Genomic DNA, 17,956 nt, shown 5'->3' on the forward strand with positions numbered 1-17,956 from the left:
CGATGAAACGACGAACCCGGCGCCGGCGAGGGTGGTGCGGGGCACCCTAGCCCACACAACTGCGGCCCTGCACCACCCGAGCCAGTCGTTCGCGGGTGTCCGTGGTCAGGTCCGGTATCCAGATCACCATGTGCAGGTGGGGATGCCCTGCGGGGGCCAGCCGGTGGAGCCAGAGGTGGAGATCACCGGCGACGGGATGGTGGATCAAGGATCTCCTGGGGGTGAAGCCGCGGACCTCGTGATCCTCCCAGCAGGACCGAAAGAGGTCGCTCGCGGCGGAGAGCCTGCCGATCAGGCGGGAGACCGGCGGGTCGGTCAGCCGGGGACCGACTTCGGTTCTGAAGTCGGCTGCGAGGCGTCGCCCGGCGGCTTCCCAGTCGTGCATCAACTCGCGCACGTCCGGATCGGTGAACATGAGCCACAGCTCGTTCCGGTCAGCTTCCCGAACGGTCGCGACGTTGGGGTAGATCGCCTCGAGCATTCTGGTCCACCCCACGATCTGCCAGTCCGAGGAGGCGACGTATGCCGGAAGGTCGTCCAGCACGGCAAGCAACCTTCGCGCGTGCACGGGGGTGCGCCGGGGGATCTTGTCCTCGGTCGGTGGAGGAGCGGCATACCCGGCCAGCGTGAGGATGTAGGCATGCTCGGCGACCGACAGGCGAAACGTACGGGCTAGCGAGTCGAGCACGTTCCGGGACGGTCGGGTATCGCGTCCCTGCTCGAGCCAGCTGTACCAGGTGATGCTCATGCCGGACAGGGCGGCAGCCTCCTCGCGGCGAAGCCCGATGCTTCGCCTGCCGATGGGGGGCAGACCCAGATCGGCGCGGGTGAGCCGCAACCGCCGGATTCTGAGGAACTCGCCCAGTTGACGCCGTCGTTGCGCATCAGAATTCATGATTCGTGCGACGCACGCTGATAGGGGGCCATGACCTCGATTGCGGATAGGTCTCCTCGGGCTGCTCCCCCGACGGGCACGATGTGCAATCGGTCCCGACCGGAGGTGCGGATCCGGCGGCCAAATGCGATATCGGGCCCCTCGGTAAGCGGCCGGGAGCCTCTCCGGGCATGTCCTGCCGGAGAGAAACGGTGGGTGGTGATGACGGAACCGGCTCCTCATGCGAAGGGGAAGGCACCCGTGGCGCACAGCTCAGGTCCTCGACCGTGGCGGACTCTTCGGTCCGTCGCAGCATCTCTCGACCCGAGAGGGGTGGCGCCGATACTTCCGCAGGTCGGGGCGCAGGAGAATGAGCTGCCACGTGCCCTGTCTCGCGGGGATCCGTCGATCGGATGCGAACCCGCGCTCAGGCTCGTCCGGGGCTGACGACTCAGGCCCTGCCCCAGCGCACTGGTCCTGGACCGCGTGCGGCCGACGACACTCCACCCCTGTAACCCCGCCACGCTCCGCGTCCCGGCTTCCGCCGCCGTGACATCGATGCAACAGGGCACGCGTTCTCGGCTCCCCCGGCAGCCGTTTCCGGCAACGCGTCCGAAGAACTCGACCTCCTCGTGCAATTTACTCGGGATCGTGTCACAGGCATTCCTTTCGATTCGCGGGATGGCACGCTCGCAAAGACAGCTACCTCGCCCCGGATCGCCGCGCAGTCCAACCGTCATCGTCACACTCATCGTACTTTCGGAAGGTCGACAGCCGAGGACTGCACTTCTGCTATTGCTGACGCTAAGCAGAACACCGAGGTACGCACGGATCGAGCAGACTGCACGAAGAGGACCGGAGCCTGCCCATCGCGACGGTCTGCACGCCGACGTGATCAGAGTTTCCGCATGACCTTGCGGCGATTCTGCGCAACACTGACCAGCGCGCACGCACCGGACGTCCGCCGGTAGCGGGGCCGAAGACCGCACTCCTGGCCGAAACCGAAGGAGCACTCGGATGCGCACTCAACCCCGACCCGACCGCTTGTCGAAGCTCGCTGCTCCCGACATCGACGTCGCCCGGCTGCGGAAGGAACTGGAGTACGTCACCGCCCACCGCGACGAGCACGAACAACGTTTCTGGGCCCTCCGCCGCCCCGGCTGCGGCACCTCGCACTGCCTCGCCGGCACTGTCGTCCGGCACGAAGGTCTCGCCCTCGACTGGGAACCCATCACCGACCCGGTATCCCAGTGGCACGGTGCCGACTCCGCACGCAGGCTCACCGACGGACGCGAGATCCGCGGCGTCGCGCGTGATCTGCTCGGCCTCACCACCTTCGAGGCCGACGCCCTGTTCTTCGCCGAGAACGATCTGCACACGCTGTGGTGCGTCGCCGAGCACATCACGGGGGGCGAGATCACGGTGCCGCCCGAGGTCCCGAGCGAGCACAGCGATCTGTGCACCACCTGTCGCGTTGTCGCTGGCATGCGACCGCGGTTGAGCCCGCACTGACGCACGCGAGAACGCCGACCGCGTCCGCGGCCGGCGTTCTGGCCTATCAGTTCAGTTCTGCGTGTAGGCAGAACCATTGCTGCGGCTGGGCTGCCCGGCCGACGAGTACCCACCCGACGACCGCCCGTAGGCCGGCGACGGGGCAGCAGAAGCAATCTCGCTCCCCTGCGACTGCCTGTCCGAGGACTGCCCGTAGCCCTGGTAGCCCGACGAGCCACCCGACTGTCCGTAACCCGTCGAGGATCCGCCAGACCTGCTCGACGACTGCCCGTTGCTGGACGACTGCGCGTTGCTCGACGAACGCCCGTTGCTCGACACCTGCACGGCCGCGCTGCCGCCCTTCGGGGTCACGGCGGACCAGGTGTTCGAGACACCCTGGCCGTTGATCTGGCCGGGTCGGTCCTGGGAGTAGTAGTAGACCGGCGATCCGTTGAGGGTCACCTGAACGGTGCCGTCGGACCGCTGCATCACGCCGACCTTGGAAGCGTCGATCCCCGACAGGTAGATCTTCGCGGCGCCGTCCACCCGCATCGGCTGGAAGACCTCGGCACAACGGCCGTTGCAGTTGGACTGCGGAGGGTTCGTGTTGTCCGAGGTGGACTTGTAGAGGGTCATGCCGGCGCTGTCGGTGACGTAGGTGCCGACCTTGGGGCTGGAAGCCGCCTGCATCTGGATGGTCCTGGCCGGCTTGTGGCCGGCAGGCGGTGTCACGTAGCTGGGCGCCGCCTCCTGGAAGATCTGCACCTGACCCAGCGGCTCGAGCGTCTGCTGGTCCCCTTGCTGGGGAGGCAACGCAAGGGGCGTCGGCGCGACGGGGGCCTGCTGCACCACCGGCGCCAGCGAGGCGGGGGCGCCTTGGCTGCACGCGGTGAGCGCGGCGAAGCCTGCGGCGGCGATGACCCCGTACCGGACAACGGAGATGAGCTTCATCAGGAAATCCCTCGATCTGTAGGCGGTCGCTCCGACCCGGTCGCGTCTTCACACGGGCCCGTGGCCCGTCGCGGTTCGACGAATCCAGTGATCCACAGCACGGCCTCGGATCTGAACCGGAAAGCAGCCCACGCCGTGTTCACAATCGGGCGAACCTGGAGTGGCTCCGGCCGTAGCTGCAGTAGACCGCGAGTCCGGCAACCATCCACACCACGAACCGCAGCCAGGTCTCGATACTCAGGTTGACCATCAGCCACAGGCAGGACAGCACGGCCAAGATCGGAATGATCGGCATCAACGGGGTACGGAATGCACGCGGCAGGTCGGGTCGGCTGCGCCGCAGCACCACCACCCCGACGGACACCAGCACGAATGCGAACAAGGTGCCGATGTTGACCATCTCCGCCAGATCGCCGATGGGAAGCAACGCTGCGACGACGGCCACCACCGCGCCCACGATCAGCGTGATCCACACCGGCACCCCTCGGGAACCGGTCTTCGCCAGCCCGCGCGGCAGCAGTCCATCCCGGGCCATCGCGAACAGAATCCGGATCTGGCCGAACATCGCCACCAGCACAACGGTGGTCAGACCGGCGAGCGCTCCCAACGAAATGACCACGACGGCCCAGTTGATCCCGTCCAGCGCGAATGCGGTGGCCAAGGTGGCCGTAGTGCCGTCCGGTCGAGTAGCGAGCTCGGTGTAGTTGACCATTCCGGTGAGCACGAGCGTGACCGCCACGTACAGAATCGTCACCGGCACCAGCGAGCCGATGATGCCGCGAGGGATGTCCTTCTGTGGGTTGCGGGCCTCCTCCGCGCTGGTGGCCAGCGCGTCGAAACCGAGGAACGCGAAGAACACCAGCGACGCCGCCGCAAGCAGGCCGGCCACGCCGTAACTGCTGCTCCCGCTGCTCCACAGTCTCTCCAGCAGCGTCTGGTGCAGCCACGAACCGGCATGGTCCGAGGTGGACCCGCGGGCAGGCGGCGGGATGAACGGGCTGTAGTTCGCCGCCTTGACGTAGCCGACACCGACCACGACGACCAGCAACACCACCAGAACCTTGATCGCGGTGATGACCTGGCTGACCCTGTTGGACAGCTTCACCCCGAGCGCGAGCACCGAGGTGAGAGCCACGGCTATCAGCAGCGCGCCCCAGTCGAGCTCGACCGGGCCCACCGACACCGTGGCAGCGGACATCGCCACCCCGGCCTGCGCCAGGAACTGGGCCAGATACTGCGACCATCCCTTGGACACCACCGCGCCGGCCACTGCGAACTCCAGCACCAGATCCCAGCCGACGATCCAGGCCACCAGCTCGCCGAACGTGGCATAGGAGAACGTGTACGCGCTGCCGGCCACCGGGACGGTGGAGGCGAACTCCGCGTAGCACAACGCGGCGAGCCCACACGCGACGGCAGCCATGACGAACGCCAGCGACACCGACGGTCCGGCCACGTTCCCCGCCGTACTCGCCGTGAGCGTGAAGATTCCGGCGCCCACCACAGCCGCAACGCCGAACCCCACCAGATCCAGCACCCCTAGCTCCTTGCGGAGCCTCGTGCCCGGCTCGTCCGTATCGGCGATGGACTGCTCGACGGATTTGACACGCGCTCGTCCGCCACCGATGGCCGGTGCACCGCTATGCAGGCTCAAGAAGATTCCCTTCTCCAGGCATCAATGACTCGCGCTTCGACAGCGGAAGAAATTCGCGAACCGGTGATTGCGCCGGAACAGCAGCCGCCGAGTGAAGATCAGCTTCCGCCGCGCCTACGATCCATTTCGAATGTAGACCAGCGAAGACAGCGCTACTGCTAGCGCCGACGCCGACACAGCAGAGCCGTCCGCCCGCTTTCGGCAGCATCATCACGCTGGTTGGCCACCCGACGACAGGTCCGTTGAGCGGACGCTACCTGGAGTCCCCCCACAAGTCTTCCTATCGTCGTCCCATGACTTCCACTCTGATTGTCGGCGGCACCGGCAGCCTGGGCTCGGGAATCGCCCGCAACAGGGCCGCGCTCGGTGACCACGTCGTGCTCACTTCGCGCAGTGCCGATCGCGCCGAGAAGGCGGCACGCGACATCGGGGGAGATATCCACGGCCGCGCGCTCGACCTCTCGGACCCCCACGGCATCGAAAGTGCTTTGTCCGGAATAGGACCGGTCGACCACCTCGTGCTCGCCACGGCAGCCAACGACACCTCTCGAAACACCCTGGCGGCGTTCGACATCGACGCCGCGGCGGATTCGGTCACGGTGAAGCTGATCGGCTTCACCGAGACGATCCGGGTGGTGCGCGAGCGTTTCACGCCGTCCGCGTCGGTAGTGGTATTCGGCGGATTGGCCCGAAACCGGCCCTACCCCGGTTCCACCATGGTCACCACGTTCAACGCCGGCGTCAGCGGACTGGTCCGCACGCTCGCGCTGGAGTTGGCGCCGATTCGGATCAACGCTCTGCACCCCGGTGTGGTCGGCGACAGCTCACGGTGGCGGGATCAGCCCGATCACCCGGCCATCGCCCGCACGCCGCTGGGCCGGCTCGTCACGATCGCCGAGATCGTCGATGCCACGGACTTCCTGCTTACCAACACCGGTGTGTGCGCGATCGACCTCATGATCGACGGCGGACTGCGGGCCAGCTGACGCCGGGCTCACATCGGCTCGGCCGGGTGCACGGCCAGCAGCGCCGCGATACGGCTCGTGGTTGCCTGCAGAGGAGCGAGGAGCGCGCGAGGCAACCGTGGCAGCGGGACTGTCACGCCGACGCATGCGACGTCGCCGCCGGGCAGTGGGAGCGCATGCGCAGCGCAGCTCACACCGTCGATCGAACAGCCGTCGTCGATGGCGAGGGCCCGCCCGCGCGACTGCAGCAGGCGCGCCCCGGCCGAGCCTGAAGGCGCCGGTTCACCCGGCTCGCGACGGAACGGCAGCCGGCCCCTGCCCAGGAACACGTCCAGGTAGATCGGTCCCGTGGCCGCCATCGCAAGCAGGCCCACATGGGCCGGCGTTGCCGCAGCGAGTTCGATCAGCGGCCGCTGCGCCACGGCGCGCAGCCGTTCGAGCGGTGTCACGTGCTGGCCGAGGGTCAACAGGTTCGGACCGAGCCTGTAGTGCGCGTCGATGCGTTCGACCGCCCCGACTGCCGTCAGTTGGCCCATCAGGCGATGCACGGTCGTGCGAGGCAGCCCGGATTCCCTTGTCAAGTCGGCCAGCCGGGCCCGCCCGAGGACGCGCAGCAGTTCGAGCAACCCGAACGCCGACCGGATCACACCCGGTCCACCGTCGTCCCGACCCGCCTCGGCCATACCTGCTCCCCCCACTGCACCCGTGACTGCCGGCTCCTGAGCGGCACAGGAACCCCTCAGCCTACGATCCGCCGTCGACTACCGGGGGCAGGAGTAGCGCTGCTACCAGCAGCGATGCTGCCGTTGGCGCTCGCTTGACGTAGGCGCCGCCAAGGGCACGGACAGAATCAGGTCGCGACGACCCATCCCGCACCCGGTAAAGATCCAGAACAAGGCCGCCATGTGCGCCGGATCACTACTTCCAAGATGAATGCATTTCATCTGTCGAACCGACCCCGTGATCGATTCCACACATTCGCGCTGCGACCAGGTAATTTACAGAACTAGTGATCAGATCATTTGATCAGGTGAGATTGGTCACCCAGCGATCATGTGGACGGAACTCGTAGCTTCATGTGGCGGTCGTTCCGGAGAGGAGCGATCGGGAAAACATCCGGAACCGTCGCACCGCCCCCAGTCCCCGGTTCCGGTCCGCCGACCCCCCGTCGGGACTGGGCCGAGACGGCCATTTATCGAGCCGACCCCGTGGCTCGAAGAAGCACCTGGACCCCATTTTTCCGGGCTGCCTCTAATCCGCTGACCAGCAGGTTCGTCTCGGGGTGCGCCATGGAGAAAATCAGAATGAACACCCCGAAACCCCGCAAGAGTCGAGCTCTCCTCCGCGTGGCCGTGGCCGGCGCAGTTGCGCTCGGAATCCCGCTCGCCATCGCCGGAACCGCGAACGCTGCGCCGACCGCGAACGCTGCGCCGGCCTCCCTCTGGGACCGAGTCGCTCAGTGTGAGAGCAGCGGCAACTGGCAGACCAACACCGGAAACGGTTTCTACGGTGGTCTGCAATTCACGATGAGCACCTGGCGAGGATTCGGTGGCCAGGGCATGCCCCACCAGGCCAGCCGTGCCCAGCAGATCGCTGTCGCCCAGCGCGTCCTCGCTGCGCAGGGCTGGGGAGCGTGGCCGGCGTGCTCCAGCAAGCTCGGCCTGCGCTGAGCCGAGGTGTACCCGCACCCGGGCTCCCCGGCCCTCACCACTCCCGATGGGATGTCGGTGGGGTCGGGCGGGGCCCGGGCGCACCGGCTGAGATGTGGTCGGCTGCTGCTCGGTGATCACCCGGTGAGGACCAGCGCGTCAACGACGACGGCACCCTCGCCGGCCGCCCGGAGCATGACCGGGTTGACGTCGATCGCGACGAGGCCGGGGTCGGTCGCCACCATCTCGCCCACACGCACCGCCAGGTCGGCGAGGGCGTCGACGTCCGCGGCGGGTTCTCCACGGACCCCGCCGAGCACGCGGGCGAGCCGCAACTCACCGATCGCCTGCCGGGCCCGTTCGCGCCCCAGCGGCGCTAGCACGACCTGAACGTCCGGGAGGTACTCGACGTACTTCCCGCCCTGCCCGATGAGGACGACGGGTCCGAAGGTGGGGTCGCGGCGAGCCCCGACCACCATCTCGTGCAGGGCACGGACCTGCTCGGCGATGATCACGCCACCGAACGCGAGCCCGAGGTGCCGAATCCGCGCGGTGAGCCGCTCGTGTGCAGCACCGACGGCGTCGGGTGTGGTCAGGCCGAGCTCGACGAGGCCGTGCTCGGACTTGTGTGGCGCATCGATCGAACAGCCCTTTGCGACGACGGCTCCCGTCCCGAGCTCGGTGAACGCTGCGACCGCCTCGTCCCGGCTGCGGCACAGGTGATGTCGCACGACGGGAATCCCTGCGTCGGCGAGCCGCGCCAGTGCGGCGGCCTGGTCGAGTGTGACGGGGTCGTCCGACGCCGGTCCGGTCCCGTACGAACGAGGTTCCGTTCGCACCGAGCGTCGCAACTCGACGTGTGCCAGGTAGTGGTCGAGCGAGCCGATCGCGGTCGACTCGTCCGGGTAGACGGTCATGCCGCGGCGCCGGAACTCCTCCGCAACCGACTCCTGCGGCGCGGCGACGACCAGGGGTTTGCGTGTGCGCGCGGCGAACTCGGCTGCGTCGATCGCGAACCGCGGGACGTCGTAGCCCTTGCCCGCCACCGGAATCCCGAGCAGGAACGCGTCGGCGGCCGGGTCCTCGGCGACCAGGGGCAGCACGCGGCCGAACAGCCCGCTGTCGGTGAGGAGCGCCGCGGTGACATCGATGGGGTTCGCCGAGGTGGCGAAGCCGGGCAGGACCGCGGCGACGCGCTCTTCGGTCTCCGCGGACAGAGCGGCGAGCGGCATGGAGCGGTCCTCGGCCGCGTCGGCGGCGAGGACGCAGACCGCACCGGAGTTGCTGACGACGACCAGCCGCCGACCCTGCGGGCGCCAGTCCTGCAGATACAACTCCGTCGTGTCGACCAGTTCGGGCATGCTCATGGCCCGCCGGATGCCGAGCTCGGCGAAGTAGGCGTCGATCACGCGGCGCTCGCCGGCGAGCGCACCGGTGTGCGACTTCGCGGCGCGCTGCCCGGCGGCGCTGCGCCCGCCCATCAGCGCGACGATCGGCAGGTCCCGCTCGCGGGCCACCCGGGCCGCAGCAGCCAGCGACTCCGGGTCGGCAAGGTTCTCCAGGTAGAGCAGGATCAGGCGGACCTGGGGATCGGCCGCGACCGCCGTGGCCAGTTCGCCGACGGTCACGTCGGCGTCGTTTCCGGTGGCGTGCGCGTGCCGGACACCGATGCCGCGCCGCCTCAGCAGCCCGTAGGGCACCGAGCACATCGCGCCGCTCTGGCTGATGACGGCGACCGGGCCGTCCTGTGGCGGCTGCTCGGCGAACATCGTGGAGAACCCGAGGACCGCACCCGTGCCGAAGTTGGCCAACCCTTGCGAGTTCGGCCCGAACAGGCGCATTCCGGCCGCCCGGGCCGCCGTGAGCATCCGTTGCTGCTGCGCGATGCCCTCGGGGTTCCTGGTCTCGCCGAACCCGGCCGTCATGACGATCGTCGCGAGGGCTCCGGCTTTTGCCGCTGCCTCCACCGCTTCCACCGCGGCCGCTCCGGGTACCGCGACGAGCACGACGTCGACCGGTTCGTCGAGGGCCGCGAGGCTGGGCACCGTACGCAGGCCCTGCACCTCGTCGCGGCGCGGGTTCACGGGGTGGATGACGCCACCGAAGCCGTACCGGCGCAGGTAGTCGACGGGGCGTCCACCGACCTTGTCCGGATCGCTGGACGCTCCGATGATCGCCACGGATCCTGGGTCCAGCACGGCGTGCAACGGGTCACGGGCGCTCGACACGGTCGGGGTCCTCTTCTGCGGGTCGGGCCGCATCACGAGTTCGTCGGTCATGCTGCTCCGCTCGTCGGTGAGCTTGCGGCGTGCTGCCGCTCAAGATCGCCGTCGCGAGATTTCGCCGCACCGGGTCCCGGTGTCAACCGCTCGTTCCACCAGTGAAACGGCCTTGCCTGCCTTCGTGGAGACCTTTGACAGGTTGAGATCGCCCTTGCCATAGTCCGCTGACAGTGAGCCAAAGGAACGGCGTTTCATATATGGCACGAGCCGGCTATCACTCGCCCGGGGCGGACCTCACCGCCAGGGTGCTCAAGCTGCTCAGCCGCTACCGCACCCGTGAGAGCACGCTCTCCGAGATCGCCGCCGAGTTGGACGTCTCCAAGACGACCTGCCTGCGTGTCCTGCGCACCCTGCAAGGGCACGACCTGCTCTCCTACGACGACGAGACCCGCCGCTACCGGCTCGGCGAGTACGCGGTCGTGATCGGGGTGCGGGCCGAGGAAGGGCTGGACGTGCTCCACCGGGTGCGCCCGCTGCTCGCAGCGATCTCGCGGCACACCGGCCTCACCGCAGCATTCGTCCAACGCGCAGGCGACAACCGGATGATGTACATGGCCAAGGTCGAGCCGCCGTCTGCCGCCGGGGTGAGCGTCTCCGTGGGGAATCGGTTCCCGATCACATCGGTCTCCTACGGCAAGTGGGTCGTGGCCTTCGCCGACGACGAGGAGCGCGAGCGGTTGCTCGCCCCCGGACTGGCGCAGATGACGGCAGCAACCACGACCGACCCCACCAGATACCTCGAGCAGGTCGACGCGCTGCGCCGCGGCGAGATCCTCGAGTCCACGGGTGAGTACGTCGCCGGCATCTACGCCGTGTCCTGCCCGGTGGTGAACGCCAGGCACGAACTCGCCGGCGTGCTCGTGGCGCTCGGTGTGCTGGCAGCACTCGACGACGAGGAGCGTCGCGACGTCTGCCGGCACATGCGGCGTATCGCCGCGCAGTGCACGGCCGAGGCCGCTGCGCACCCCCGGCCCTCGACCGGCCGCCCCCGCGAGGCGAGCTGACCCCAGGAGGAGACATGCCCCTGTATTTCGAGGACTTCACGACAGGGCAGGAACTGGTGTCCCCCGCTCGTACCGTGACCGAGGCCGACATCGTGTCCTTCGCGGCCTGGACCGGCGACTACAACCCCGTCCACACCGACGCCGTGGCGGCAGCCGCGGGCCGATTCGGGGAACGCATCGCGCACGGCGCGCTCGGCCTGTCCCTCTGCCTGGGCCTCATCTCCCGGACGGGCGCGTTCGAGGGGAGCGCCGTCGCGCTTCTCGGGATCGACGGCTGGCGTTTCCGCGCGCCGGTGAGGATCGGCGACACCGTGCACGCGCGGGTCACGATCCTCGACACCCGGTTGACCAGCCGGGGCGACGCCGGTGTCGTGGGACGCCGGTTCTCGCTGGTCAACCAGCACGGCGACGTGACACAGGAGGGTCGGATGGACGTCATGGTGAAGGTGCGTCCGGAACCCGCAGCCCGATGACCGGCAACGGTGGCCCGTGGCTCAGCGGGGTGGGACTGACCCCGTTCGGACGGCAGCCCGGTCCCACTGCCCTCGAGTGGCAGGCTCGCGCGGCACTGGCAGCCCTCGACGACGCGCAGGTTCTCGCGACCGAGGTCGATGCCGTGATCTGCGGCTACGCGACAACCCATGGCCATCTGATGCCCGCCGATCTGCTCGCCGAGCAGATCGGTGCCCGGCCCGACGCAGCGTTCGGAATGAGCGCAGGCGGTGCAACAGGGCTCGCGATGGTGGCCGCTGCGGCACGGCTGATCCGGGCAGGCGACGCGACTACCGTGCTCGTCGCGGCGGGAGAGGACCGCGCGAGCGGGCAGAGCGGCGACGTCTCGACCAGGACGCTGGCCCAGGTCGGGCACCGCAGGTACGAGGTCCCGCTCGGGGCGACCGTCCCCGCCTACTACGCGCTCCTGGCGTCACACCACCTCGCCCAGCACAGCCTCACCCCGGCCGACCTCGCGCCGCTGGCCGTGCAGATGCGAACCCACGCCGGCCCGACCGAGGGCGCCCACCTGCGCGCACCCGTCACCGTCGCCGACGTCGAGCAGTCGCGCATGATCGCCGAACCCCTCCGGCTCCTGGACTGCTGCCCCGTCTCCGACGGCGGGGCCGCGTTCCTCGTCAGCGCGGAGCCCCGGGGCGGACGGGCGGTGCGCATCACCGGGATCGGAGAGGGACATCGCCATCAACACATCTGCGAAGCCGACTTCTCCGACCTGGGAGCCCGCCGCGCCGCGCGCGCGGCGTTGAGGCGGGCGGGTCGCGATCTCGACGACGTCGACATCGCAGGCATCTACGACAGCTTCACGATCACCCTCGCGATGCTCCTCGAAGAGATCGGTTTCTCCGCCCCGGGCACCAGTGGCGCCGACGCCGCCCGTGGCAGCTTCGATCGCACCGGCCGGCTTCCGCTCAACACGCACGGCGGCCTGCTGTCCTACGGACATTGCGGGGTCGGCGGCGGGATGGCGCACCTGGCCGAGGTGGTGACGCAGCTGCGCGGGGCCGCCGGAGCGCGGCAGGTACCCCGCCCGCCCCGGACCGCGCTCGCACACGCCGACGGCGGAGTGATGTCGGCGCACGTCAGCATCGTGGTGGAGGCAGCGTGAGGACCGAGCCCAGCCCGGACGCCGACTGGACGCGGGGCATCCCCCGGATTCTCTACAGCCGGTGCCGGCGATGCGGCCGACGAGGCTACCTGCCCCGGGACCGTTGCCCGACCTGCGGACACGACACGATCGACCGCCTCCCCAGCGACGGGGTCGGCACCGTCACCGCCATCACCGTCGTCCATCGGGCACCCCGAGGAGCGGAGCATCCGCCCACACCGTTCGGGATCTGCCTCGTCGATCTCGACGAGCAGGTCCGCGCGATGGGGCGCTGCGCACCCACACTGGCGGTCGGCGACCGGGTACGCGCCGGCTTCACGAACGAGGTTCCACATTTCGTCGCGGTCGACTCGGCGGAGTCGCCCACGTAATCGGCGCCGTACTACATGTCGGGCGAATTCACAATTCGTGATACAGCTTGTTTCCTCGATTCCGCCGGTGGACGCGCCGCCGTATCCTCGAATTCGCTACAGAGCGAGCGAAAGGGCGATCGTGGACATCTACAGCGATTCCGACACCGCTGATTATCTCGTCGTGGGCGCAGGCACTGCCGGATGTGTGGTCGCTGCACGACTCTCCGAGGACCCGGACGTGAGAGTCGTGCTGCTGGAAGCAGGGGCGGCCGACGGTCCGGAGGCGATGTCCGTGCCGTGGACCTGGCCCACGCTGCTGGGTACGTCGGTCGACTGGGCGTACATCACCGAACCGCAGACCGCGTTGACCGGAAGGGACCTGAACTATCCGCGAGGCCGGGTGCTGGGCGGGACGAGCAGCATCAACGGGATGATGCATCTGCGCGGGCACCGGGCCAACTACGACGGCTGGTCCGCTGCGGGCGCGACGGGCTGGGGATACGAGGATCTGCTCCCCTATTTCTGCCGGAGCGAGCACGCGGTCGGCCGCGACGAGCGGTACAGGGGCACCGGCGGCCCCATGATCGTGACGGGCGCCGAGGACGTCGCGCCGTTCGAGAACGCCGCATTCGAGGCCCTGGCCGAACTCGGCCTCCCGGTCTCGGACGACCTCAACGGCGCCGATCAGGACGGCGCGGGCTGGATCGAGCAGAACATCGTGGACGGGCACCGGCAGTCCGCGGCCGACGCCTACATCCGCCCTGTCCTCGCGGACCGGCCGAACCTCACGGTCATGGCAGGCGCTGAGGTCCGCGGACTGGTGATCTCCGACGGTCGGTGCCGGGGCGTGGAGTACGTCCTCGACGGTGCGCGGCGGCGGATCGACGCCACCCGGGAAGTGGTGCTGTGCGCCGGAGCGATCGGGTCTCCGCACCTGCTGATGGTGTCGGGTATCGGACCGGCCGACGACCTCCGCCGCCACGGGATCGACGTCATTGCCGACCTCCCCGGGGTCGGCCGGAACCTGCAGGACCATCCGATGACCCGCGTGATCCGGTCGGCTGCCGGGCCGGTGGCCTCCGGCACGGAGGTCCATCGGGTTCTGGGCGCCCTGCTCCGCACCACCCGGACACTCGACGCACCGGACGTCCAGATCTTCTTCTTCGACCGCCCGTTCTATCCCGCGACCGTTCCGGTCGACGGGTACGCCGTCGCCGTCGCCGCCGCTCGCCCACACAGTCGCGGAACGGTGACGCTGGCCTCGGCCGACCCCGCCGTCGCACCCCGGATCGATCCCGGCCTCCTCACCGACGACCGGGACGTGGCGGTGCTGCTGGCCGGGCTGCAGATGGCCCGGGAGATCGCCGGCACCCGGGCCCTCGCCGGCTGGAGCAAGGAGGAACTCCGGCCGGGCCCGGACATCCAGGATCAACCCCGGTTACGCGAATACCTGCGGGAGTCCGTGCACAGCGGGGCCCATCCCGCAGGTACCTGCCGGATCGGCGACGACGACCAGGGAGTGGTCGACACCGAACTCCGTGTCCGGGGCATCACACACCTGCGCGTCGCCGACGCCTCGGTCATGCCGGACCTGGTCGGAGCCAACCCCAACGCCACGGTGCTGGCGATCGGCGAGCGCGCCGCGGCGCTGATCCGGGACCGCGGAGCGGCCTAGTTCTAGGCCACGGCGTTGCTGACACCGGGGTCCGACGAGTGTGTCCGTCCGGGCAACAAGAGCGGGGTGGCGAGCAGGAGAACGCCGGAGATGGTGATCGCGGCGAGGGGGCTGGTGAGGGTGGCGAGGATGCCCCAGATCACCATGAGAGTGGCCTGCACGAGTTTGCTGCTGACACTCCATGCGGTGAGGACTTGGGCGGCGTGATCCGCGGGAGTCCGTTGCAGGCGTTCCGCGGCGTAGATCGGGTTGAAGATGCCCATGCAGGTGATCAGCAGGGCCTCGACGACGATCACGGTGAGGAGCCCCGTGATGCCGGGATGGATGAACGCGAGACCGAGCGGGAAGAGCGATCGCAGCCAGCCGGAGACGGTCATGACCCGGTGCCGGCCGTACCGCTTCACGAGGCGTGCGGAGACGCGGGCGCCCACGAAGCCGCCGAGCGCCGGGATGCCGAAGGCAAGACCGTACTGCCAGGCCGGGACGTGGTAGGCGCCCAGCAGGAGGACGGCCAGGAGCGGGACGGTGGCCATGATCAGGCCGCTGACCAGGATCGAGTTGAGGAACAGGCACCGTAGTGCGCGGTCGTGGAGGATGAAGCGCCAGCCACGGAGAAGGTCGGCTCCCCGCCTCCTGGTGGCCGGGTCGCGAGGTGCTGCGACGTCGCCTCCGCGGATGCGGCCGACCCCGAGTGCGGACAGCAGGTAGCTGAGGGAGTCGGCCGTAATGGTGACGACCGGGCCGAGCAGCCCGATGAGCGCGCCGCCGAGGGGCGGTCCGGCCGCGGTCGCCACCCAGTTCGTGCCCTCGAATCTCGCGTTCGCGGTGAGGAGGTGATCGCTGCGGACGAGGTGTTTCAGGTACGCGCCGGACGCAGCGGTGAAGGCGATGCTTGCCGCTCCGGAGACGACCGAGACCACCAGCAGCTGGCCGTAGGACAGCAAGCCCAGGAGGTACGCGACCGGGACGCTCGCCATTGCCAGAAACCGGACCAGGTCCATCGCGATCATCACCGGCCGCTTGGACCGCTGCTCGACCCACGGCCCGAGCGGGACCGCAACGACCGCCGCGACGGCAAGCCCGGCTGCCTCCAGAAGCGAAACCTCGAATGCCGACGAGTGCAGCACTCGAACAGCGATGAGCGGGAACGCTCCGAAGGCGATCCACGTGCCGTACGTGCTGACGGCGTAGGCCGACCACAGCCAGCCGAACCCGGACCCGAGTTTCACGCGCACATGACTCCTCCGGTACAACCGATGTTTGGACCCCTTGATCACATCGGCTACACGAGAGCGAGATCAAACAACCGCCTTTCGGCGAGTCACAACGATTGGTTGGGCGACCATAAGCTGGATCAGTGGATACCGAGGCAGTGCGATCGTTCGTCCGGGCGGCCGAGTTCGGACAGCTGCAACACGCTGCCGACGAGTCGGGCGTGACACAGCAGGCGGTCTCGAAGCGGATCGCCGCCCTGGAGCGCGAACTGGAGGTCCGCCTGTTCACCCGGACCGCACGAGGGGTCGAACTGACGCTCGACGGCCAGGCGTTCCTCCCACACGCACGGAGCATCGTCGCGGGTGTTGATCGCGCCGTCACCGCGGTCAGGCCGGGCTCACGGGCCCTTCGGATCGACGTTCTCGGCCTCCGAAGCGCGCAGGCCGTCGTTCTGCACGACTACTGGCGGTCGCATCCGGGCACCGACCTCGACGTCGTGACCCTCAGGGTCAACGACCCTCACGTGGCGGCCACCGCCGTCCGGACAGGCGACGTCGACGCCTCGTTCCGCGCCGTCACCGAGCCGGCCACGCTGCCGCGCGACGTGCAGATGATCCACGCCTTCGACTCCCCGCTGGAACTCCTCGTCGGCCCCAGGCATCCGCTCGCCTCCGCACGAACACTGACACCACCCCAGCTGCGCAAGCTTCGGATCTGGGTGCCGGGTATCGCGCCCCGAAGCGAATGGGCAGAGTTCTACGATCAGCTCGCCACCGCCTTCGACCTCCGCATCGACGCGGCAGGCCCCAACTTCGGCACCGAGGTACTCATCGACGAGCTCGCGGACTCCGCCGACGTGGCCACCCTCGTCGGCGCGCGCGACCGGTACATCTGGCCGACGAACTACGACCTACGCCGCATCCCGATCGTGAACCCGACGCTCGCCTACCCACTCTCCCTCATGTTCCCCAGAACGAATCCGCATCCGGCACTTCGGGCGATCATCAACCACTTCGCCGGCCTGACACCGCTCCCCGAGACGGCCTGGCTCCCGTCATGGGCAACGACACCACGCCGCCGCGCCGGCGACATCGCGCACGCCCGCCACTGACCCCGATGATTCACGACCGTGATAGTTGATCTTCTCGGGCGGGCTGCTGTGCGTTTCCGGGTCCGGGCGTGCGGGAGTGCGAATGCCGCCGATCTACTCGTGGAATCGGGTCAGACGCTCGCTCAGGACCCGGTCGAGCGCCGCCCGTCCCGCCGGACCCCACGCCGGCTTGCCGCCGGGCACGCCGCGGTCCCCGTTCTGGCCCATCAGCATCAGGAAGAGGCTCTTCAGCGCGGCCAGCCCGCGGGCGCGCCGGACCGCCGCCTCGTCAGCCTCCGCGTACGCGGCGAAGAAGCGTGCGGCCGCGCCCGCCGGCAGCAGCACCCAGGCGGCCGCCAGGTCCGACGCCGGGTCGCCGACGAACAGGTCGCCGAAGTCGACGACGCCCGCCAGCGTCCCGTCCGCGACGACGACGTTCGCGGGATGGAGGTCGCCGTGCACCCAAACCGGCGGACCCTCCCACGCGGAGGCCGCGACGGCGTCGTCCCAGACGGCCCGGACGGCGGCGGCGTCGGAGCCGATCGCGTCAGCGTCGACGGCGTCGAAGAACTGGTCGAAGCCGTCCGTGCAGTCCTTGGGGTGCGCGCCACGGCCTGTATCAACCGGTGCGTCGGCGGGCGCTGCCACATGCAGCGCCCGGAGGAACGCCGCCAGGGTGTCGGCCGCGTGCTCGCCGCGGGTGATCGACCCGTGGTCCAGCGGCAGGCCCGGCACCCACGTCATGATCGTCCACATCTTGGGGAAACGCTCGGAGGGTGCACCACCCCGCACCGGGACGGGGATCGGCAGCGGCAGGCGTGGGGCGAGCAGCGGCAGCCACCGGCGCTCCTTGAGCTGATGATCGGGGTCGGTGTCCATGCGCTGGATCCGCACGGCCAGATCGTCGCCGAGGCGCCACATCTGGTTGCCCCAGCCGCCCTCCACCTCGCGGAGGGGCAGCTCGGCCAGGTCCGGGTGCTGGTCCCGCAGCAGGTCGCGGATGAGACCGGCGGTGATCTCGGTCTCGATCTTGGTCACGCGGAGAAACCATACTGGGTTCGACCACGGCAAAGCTTCGCGACCGTTCCGACGTGCGATCGATGCGCCAGCTCGTGGACCTGCGACAACTCCCCGC

At 69.1% G+C, this 17,956-nt stretch carries 15 protein-coding genes and 1 pseudogene; 9 read left to right on the forward strand and 7 right to left on the reverse strand.

Annotated features, from left to right (window positions below; genetic code table 11):
• Positions 1-46: 46 nt before the first annotated feature.
• The gene (locus ACQPZQ_RS35300; protein ID WP_433288163.1) at positions 47-895 is read right to left on the reverse strand and encodes a helix-turn-helix transcriptional regulator; all 849 of its coding nucleotides are present in this window, start codon (positions 893-895) and stop codon (positions 47-49) included.
• 996 nt (positions 896-1,891) lie between these two features.
• Here ACQPZQ_RS35300 and ACQPZQ_RS35305 point away from each other — a divergent pair.
• Positions 1,892-2,386, forward strand: coding sequence for a hypothetical protein (locus ACQPZQ_RS35305; protein ID WP_433288165.1), 495 nt, complete (start codon positions 1,892-1,894; stop codon positions 2,384-2,386).
• Between the two features lie 51 nt (positions 2,387-2,437).
• Here ACQPZQ_RS35305 and ACQPZQ_RS35310 read toward each other — a convergent pair whose 3' ends face one another.
• Together ACQPZQ_RS35310 and ACQPZQ_RS35315 are read right to left on the reverse strand one after the other, a co-directional pair.
• Positions 2,438-3,316 (reverse strand): hypothetical protein, encoded by an 879-nt coding sequence (locus ACQPZQ_RS35310; protein WP_433288167.1) that lies wholly within the window; start codon positions 3,314-3,316, stop codon positions 2,438-2,440.
• 139 nt (positions 3,317-3,455) lie between these two features.
• Positions 3,456-4,943: an amino acid permease gene (locus ACQPZQ_RS35315; protein WP_433299509.1), complete on the reverse strand. Its 1,488-nt coding sequence runs from the start codon at positions 4,941-4,943 to the stop codon at positions 3,456-3,458.
• 269 nt (positions 4,944-5,212) lie between these two features.
• Between ACQPZQ_RS35315 and ACQPZQ_RS35320 the strand changes: the two genes are divergently transcribed.
• On the forward strand, positions 5,213-5,956 hold the full coding sequence (locus ACQPZQ_RS35320; protein WP_433288169.1) for an SDR family oxidoreductase: 744 nt from the start codon (positions 5,213-5,215) through the stop codon (positions 5,954-5,956).
• An 8-nt stretch (positions 5,957-5,964) separates the two neighbouring features.
• On the opposite strand, the gene ACQPZQ_RS35325 is transcribed toward ACQPZQ_RS35320, so the two are convergent.
• A complete protein-coding gene (locus ACQPZQ_RS35325; protein WP_433288171.1) occupies positions 5,965-6,618 on the reverse strand; it encodes a helix-turn-helix domain-containing protein in 654 nt (217 codons plus the stop codon).
• A 606-nt stretch (positions 6,619-7,224) separates the two neighbouring features.
• Between ACQPZQ_RS35325 and ACQPZQ_RS35330 the strand changes: the two are divergent.
• Positions 7,225-7,596 (forward strand): annotated as a pseudogene (locus ACQPZQ_RS35330) (transglycosylase family protein); the annotation flags it as partial.
• Positions 7,597-7,721: 125 nt separating this feature from the next.
• Here the strand turns inward: ACQPZQ_RS35330 and ACQPZQ_RS35335 are convergent.
• Positions 7,722-9,863, reverse strand: a complete 2,142-nt coding sequence (locus ACQPZQ_RS35335; protein ID WP_433288173.1) for an acetate--CoA ligase family protein — start codon at positions 9,861-9,863, stop codon at positions 7,722-7,724.
• A gap of 200 nt (positions 9,864-10,063) precedes the next feature.
• Here ACQPZQ_RS35335 and ACQPZQ_RS35340 point away from each other — a divergent pair, with 200 nt between their 5' ends.
• From ACQPZQ_RS35340 to ACQPZQ_RS35360, 5 genes are all read left to right on the forward strand, one after another.
• A complete protein-coding gene (locus ACQPZQ_RS35340; RefSeq protein WP_433288175.1) occupies positions 10,064-10,870 on the forward strand; it encodes an IclR family transcriptional regulator in 807 nt (268 codons plus the stop codon).
• A 14-nt stretch (positions 10,871-10,884) separates the two neighbouring features.
• A complete protein-coding gene (locus ACQPZQ_RS35345) occupies positions 10,885-11,343 on the forward strand; it encodes a MaoC/PaaZ C-terminal domain-containing protein (protein WP_433288177.1) in 459 nt (152 codons plus the stop codon).
• Complete coding sequence (locus ACQPZQ_RS35350) at positions 11,340-12,488, forward strand: thiolase family protein (RefSeq protein WP_433288179.1); 1,149 nt, start codon at positions 11,340-11,342, stop codon at positions 12,486-12,488. The genes ACQPZQ_RS35345 and ACQPZQ_RS35350 overlap by 4 nt, the downstream gene beginning before the upstream one ends.
• On the forward strand, positions 12,485-12,859 hold the full coding sequence (locus tag ACQPZQ_RS35355; RefSeq protein WP_433288181.1) for a Zn-ribbon domain-containing OB-fold protein: 375 nt from the start codon (positions 12,485-12,487) through the stop codon (positions 12,857-12,859). Before ACQPZQ_RS35350 ends, ACQPZQ_RS35355 begins: the two co-directional genes overlap by 4 nt.
• Before the next feature lie 121 nt (positions 12,860-12,980).
• Complete coding sequence (locus ACQPZQ_RS35360) at positions 12,981-14,516, forward strand: GMC family oxidoreductase (RefSeq protein ID WP_433288183.1); 1,536 nt, start codon at positions 12,981-12,983, stop codon at positions 14,514-14,516.
• Between the two features lie 2 nt (positions 14,517-14,518).
• Here the strand turns inward: ACQPZQ_RS35360 and ACQPZQ_RS35365 are convergent, their stop codons facing one another.
• A complete protein-coding gene (locus tag ACQPZQ_RS35365; protein ID WP_433288185.1) occupies positions 14,519-15,745 on the reverse strand; it encodes an MFS transporter in 1,227 nt (408 codons plus the stop codon).
• A 128-nt stretch (positions 15,746-15,873) separates the two neighbouring features.
• Between ACQPZQ_RS35365 and ACQPZQ_RS35370 the strand changes: the two genes are divergently transcribed.
• Positions 15,874-16,842, forward strand: a complete 969-nt coding sequence (locus tag ACQPZQ_RS35370) for a LysR family transcriptional regulator (RefSeq protein ID WP_433288187.1) — start codon at positions 15,874-15,876, stop codon at positions 16,840-16,842.
• A 93-nt stretch (positions 16,843-16,935) separates the two neighbouring features.
• Here the strand turns inward: ACQPZQ_RS35370 and ACQPZQ_RS35375 are convergent, their stop codons facing one another.
• On the reverse strand, positions 16,936-17,859 hold the full coding sequence (locus ACQPZQ_RS35375; protein WP_433288189.1) for a phosphotransferase: 924 nt from the start codon (positions 17,857-17,859) through the stop codon (positions 16,936-16,938).
• Positions 17,860-17,956 lie beyond the last annotated feature (97 nt).

The organism is Pseudonocardia sp. CA-142604 (genome assembly GCF_050948475.1).
GTDB classification, from domain to species: domain Bacteria; phylum Actinomycetota; class Actinomycetes; order Mycobacteriales; family Pseudonocardiaceae; genus Pseudonocardia; species Pseudonocardia alaniniphila.

Bases quoted from the DNA above. Each gene is read 5' to 3' on its own strand.
- ACQPZQ_RS35300 (WP_433288163.1), bottom strand. From the start codon at position 895: ATGAATTCTGATGCGCAACGACGGCGTCAACTGGGCGAGTTCCTCAGA.
- ACQPZQ_RS35305 (WP_433288165.1), top strand. From the start codon at position 1,892: ATGCGCACTCAACCCCGACCCGACCGCTTGTCGAAGCTCGCTGCTCCC.
- ACQPZQ_RS35310 (WP_433288167.1), bottom strand. From the start codon at position 3,316: ATGAAGCTCATCTCCGTTGTCCGGTACGGGGTCATCGCCGCCGCAGGC.
- ACQPZQ_RS35325 (WP_433288171.1), bottom strand. From the start codon at position 6,618: ATGGCCGAGGCGGGTCGGGACGACGGTGGACCGGGTGTGATCCGGTCG.
- ACQPZQ_RS35335 (WP_433288173.1), bottom strand. From the start codon at position 9,863: ATGACCGACGAACTCGTGATGCGGCCCGACCCGCAGAAGAGGACCCCG.
- ACQPZQ_RS35340 (WP_433288175.1), top strand. From the start codon at position 10,064: ATGGCACGAGCCGGCTATCACTCGCCCGGGGCGGACCTCACCGCCAGG.
- ACQPZQ_RS35345 (WP_433288177.1), top strand. From the start codon at position 10,885: ATGCCCCTGTATTTCGAGGACTTCACGACAGGGCAGGAACTGGTGTCC.
- ACQPZQ_RS35350 (WP_433288179.1), top strand. From the start codon at position 11,340: ATGACCGGCAACGGTGGCCCGTGGCTCAGCGGGGTGGGACTGACCCCG.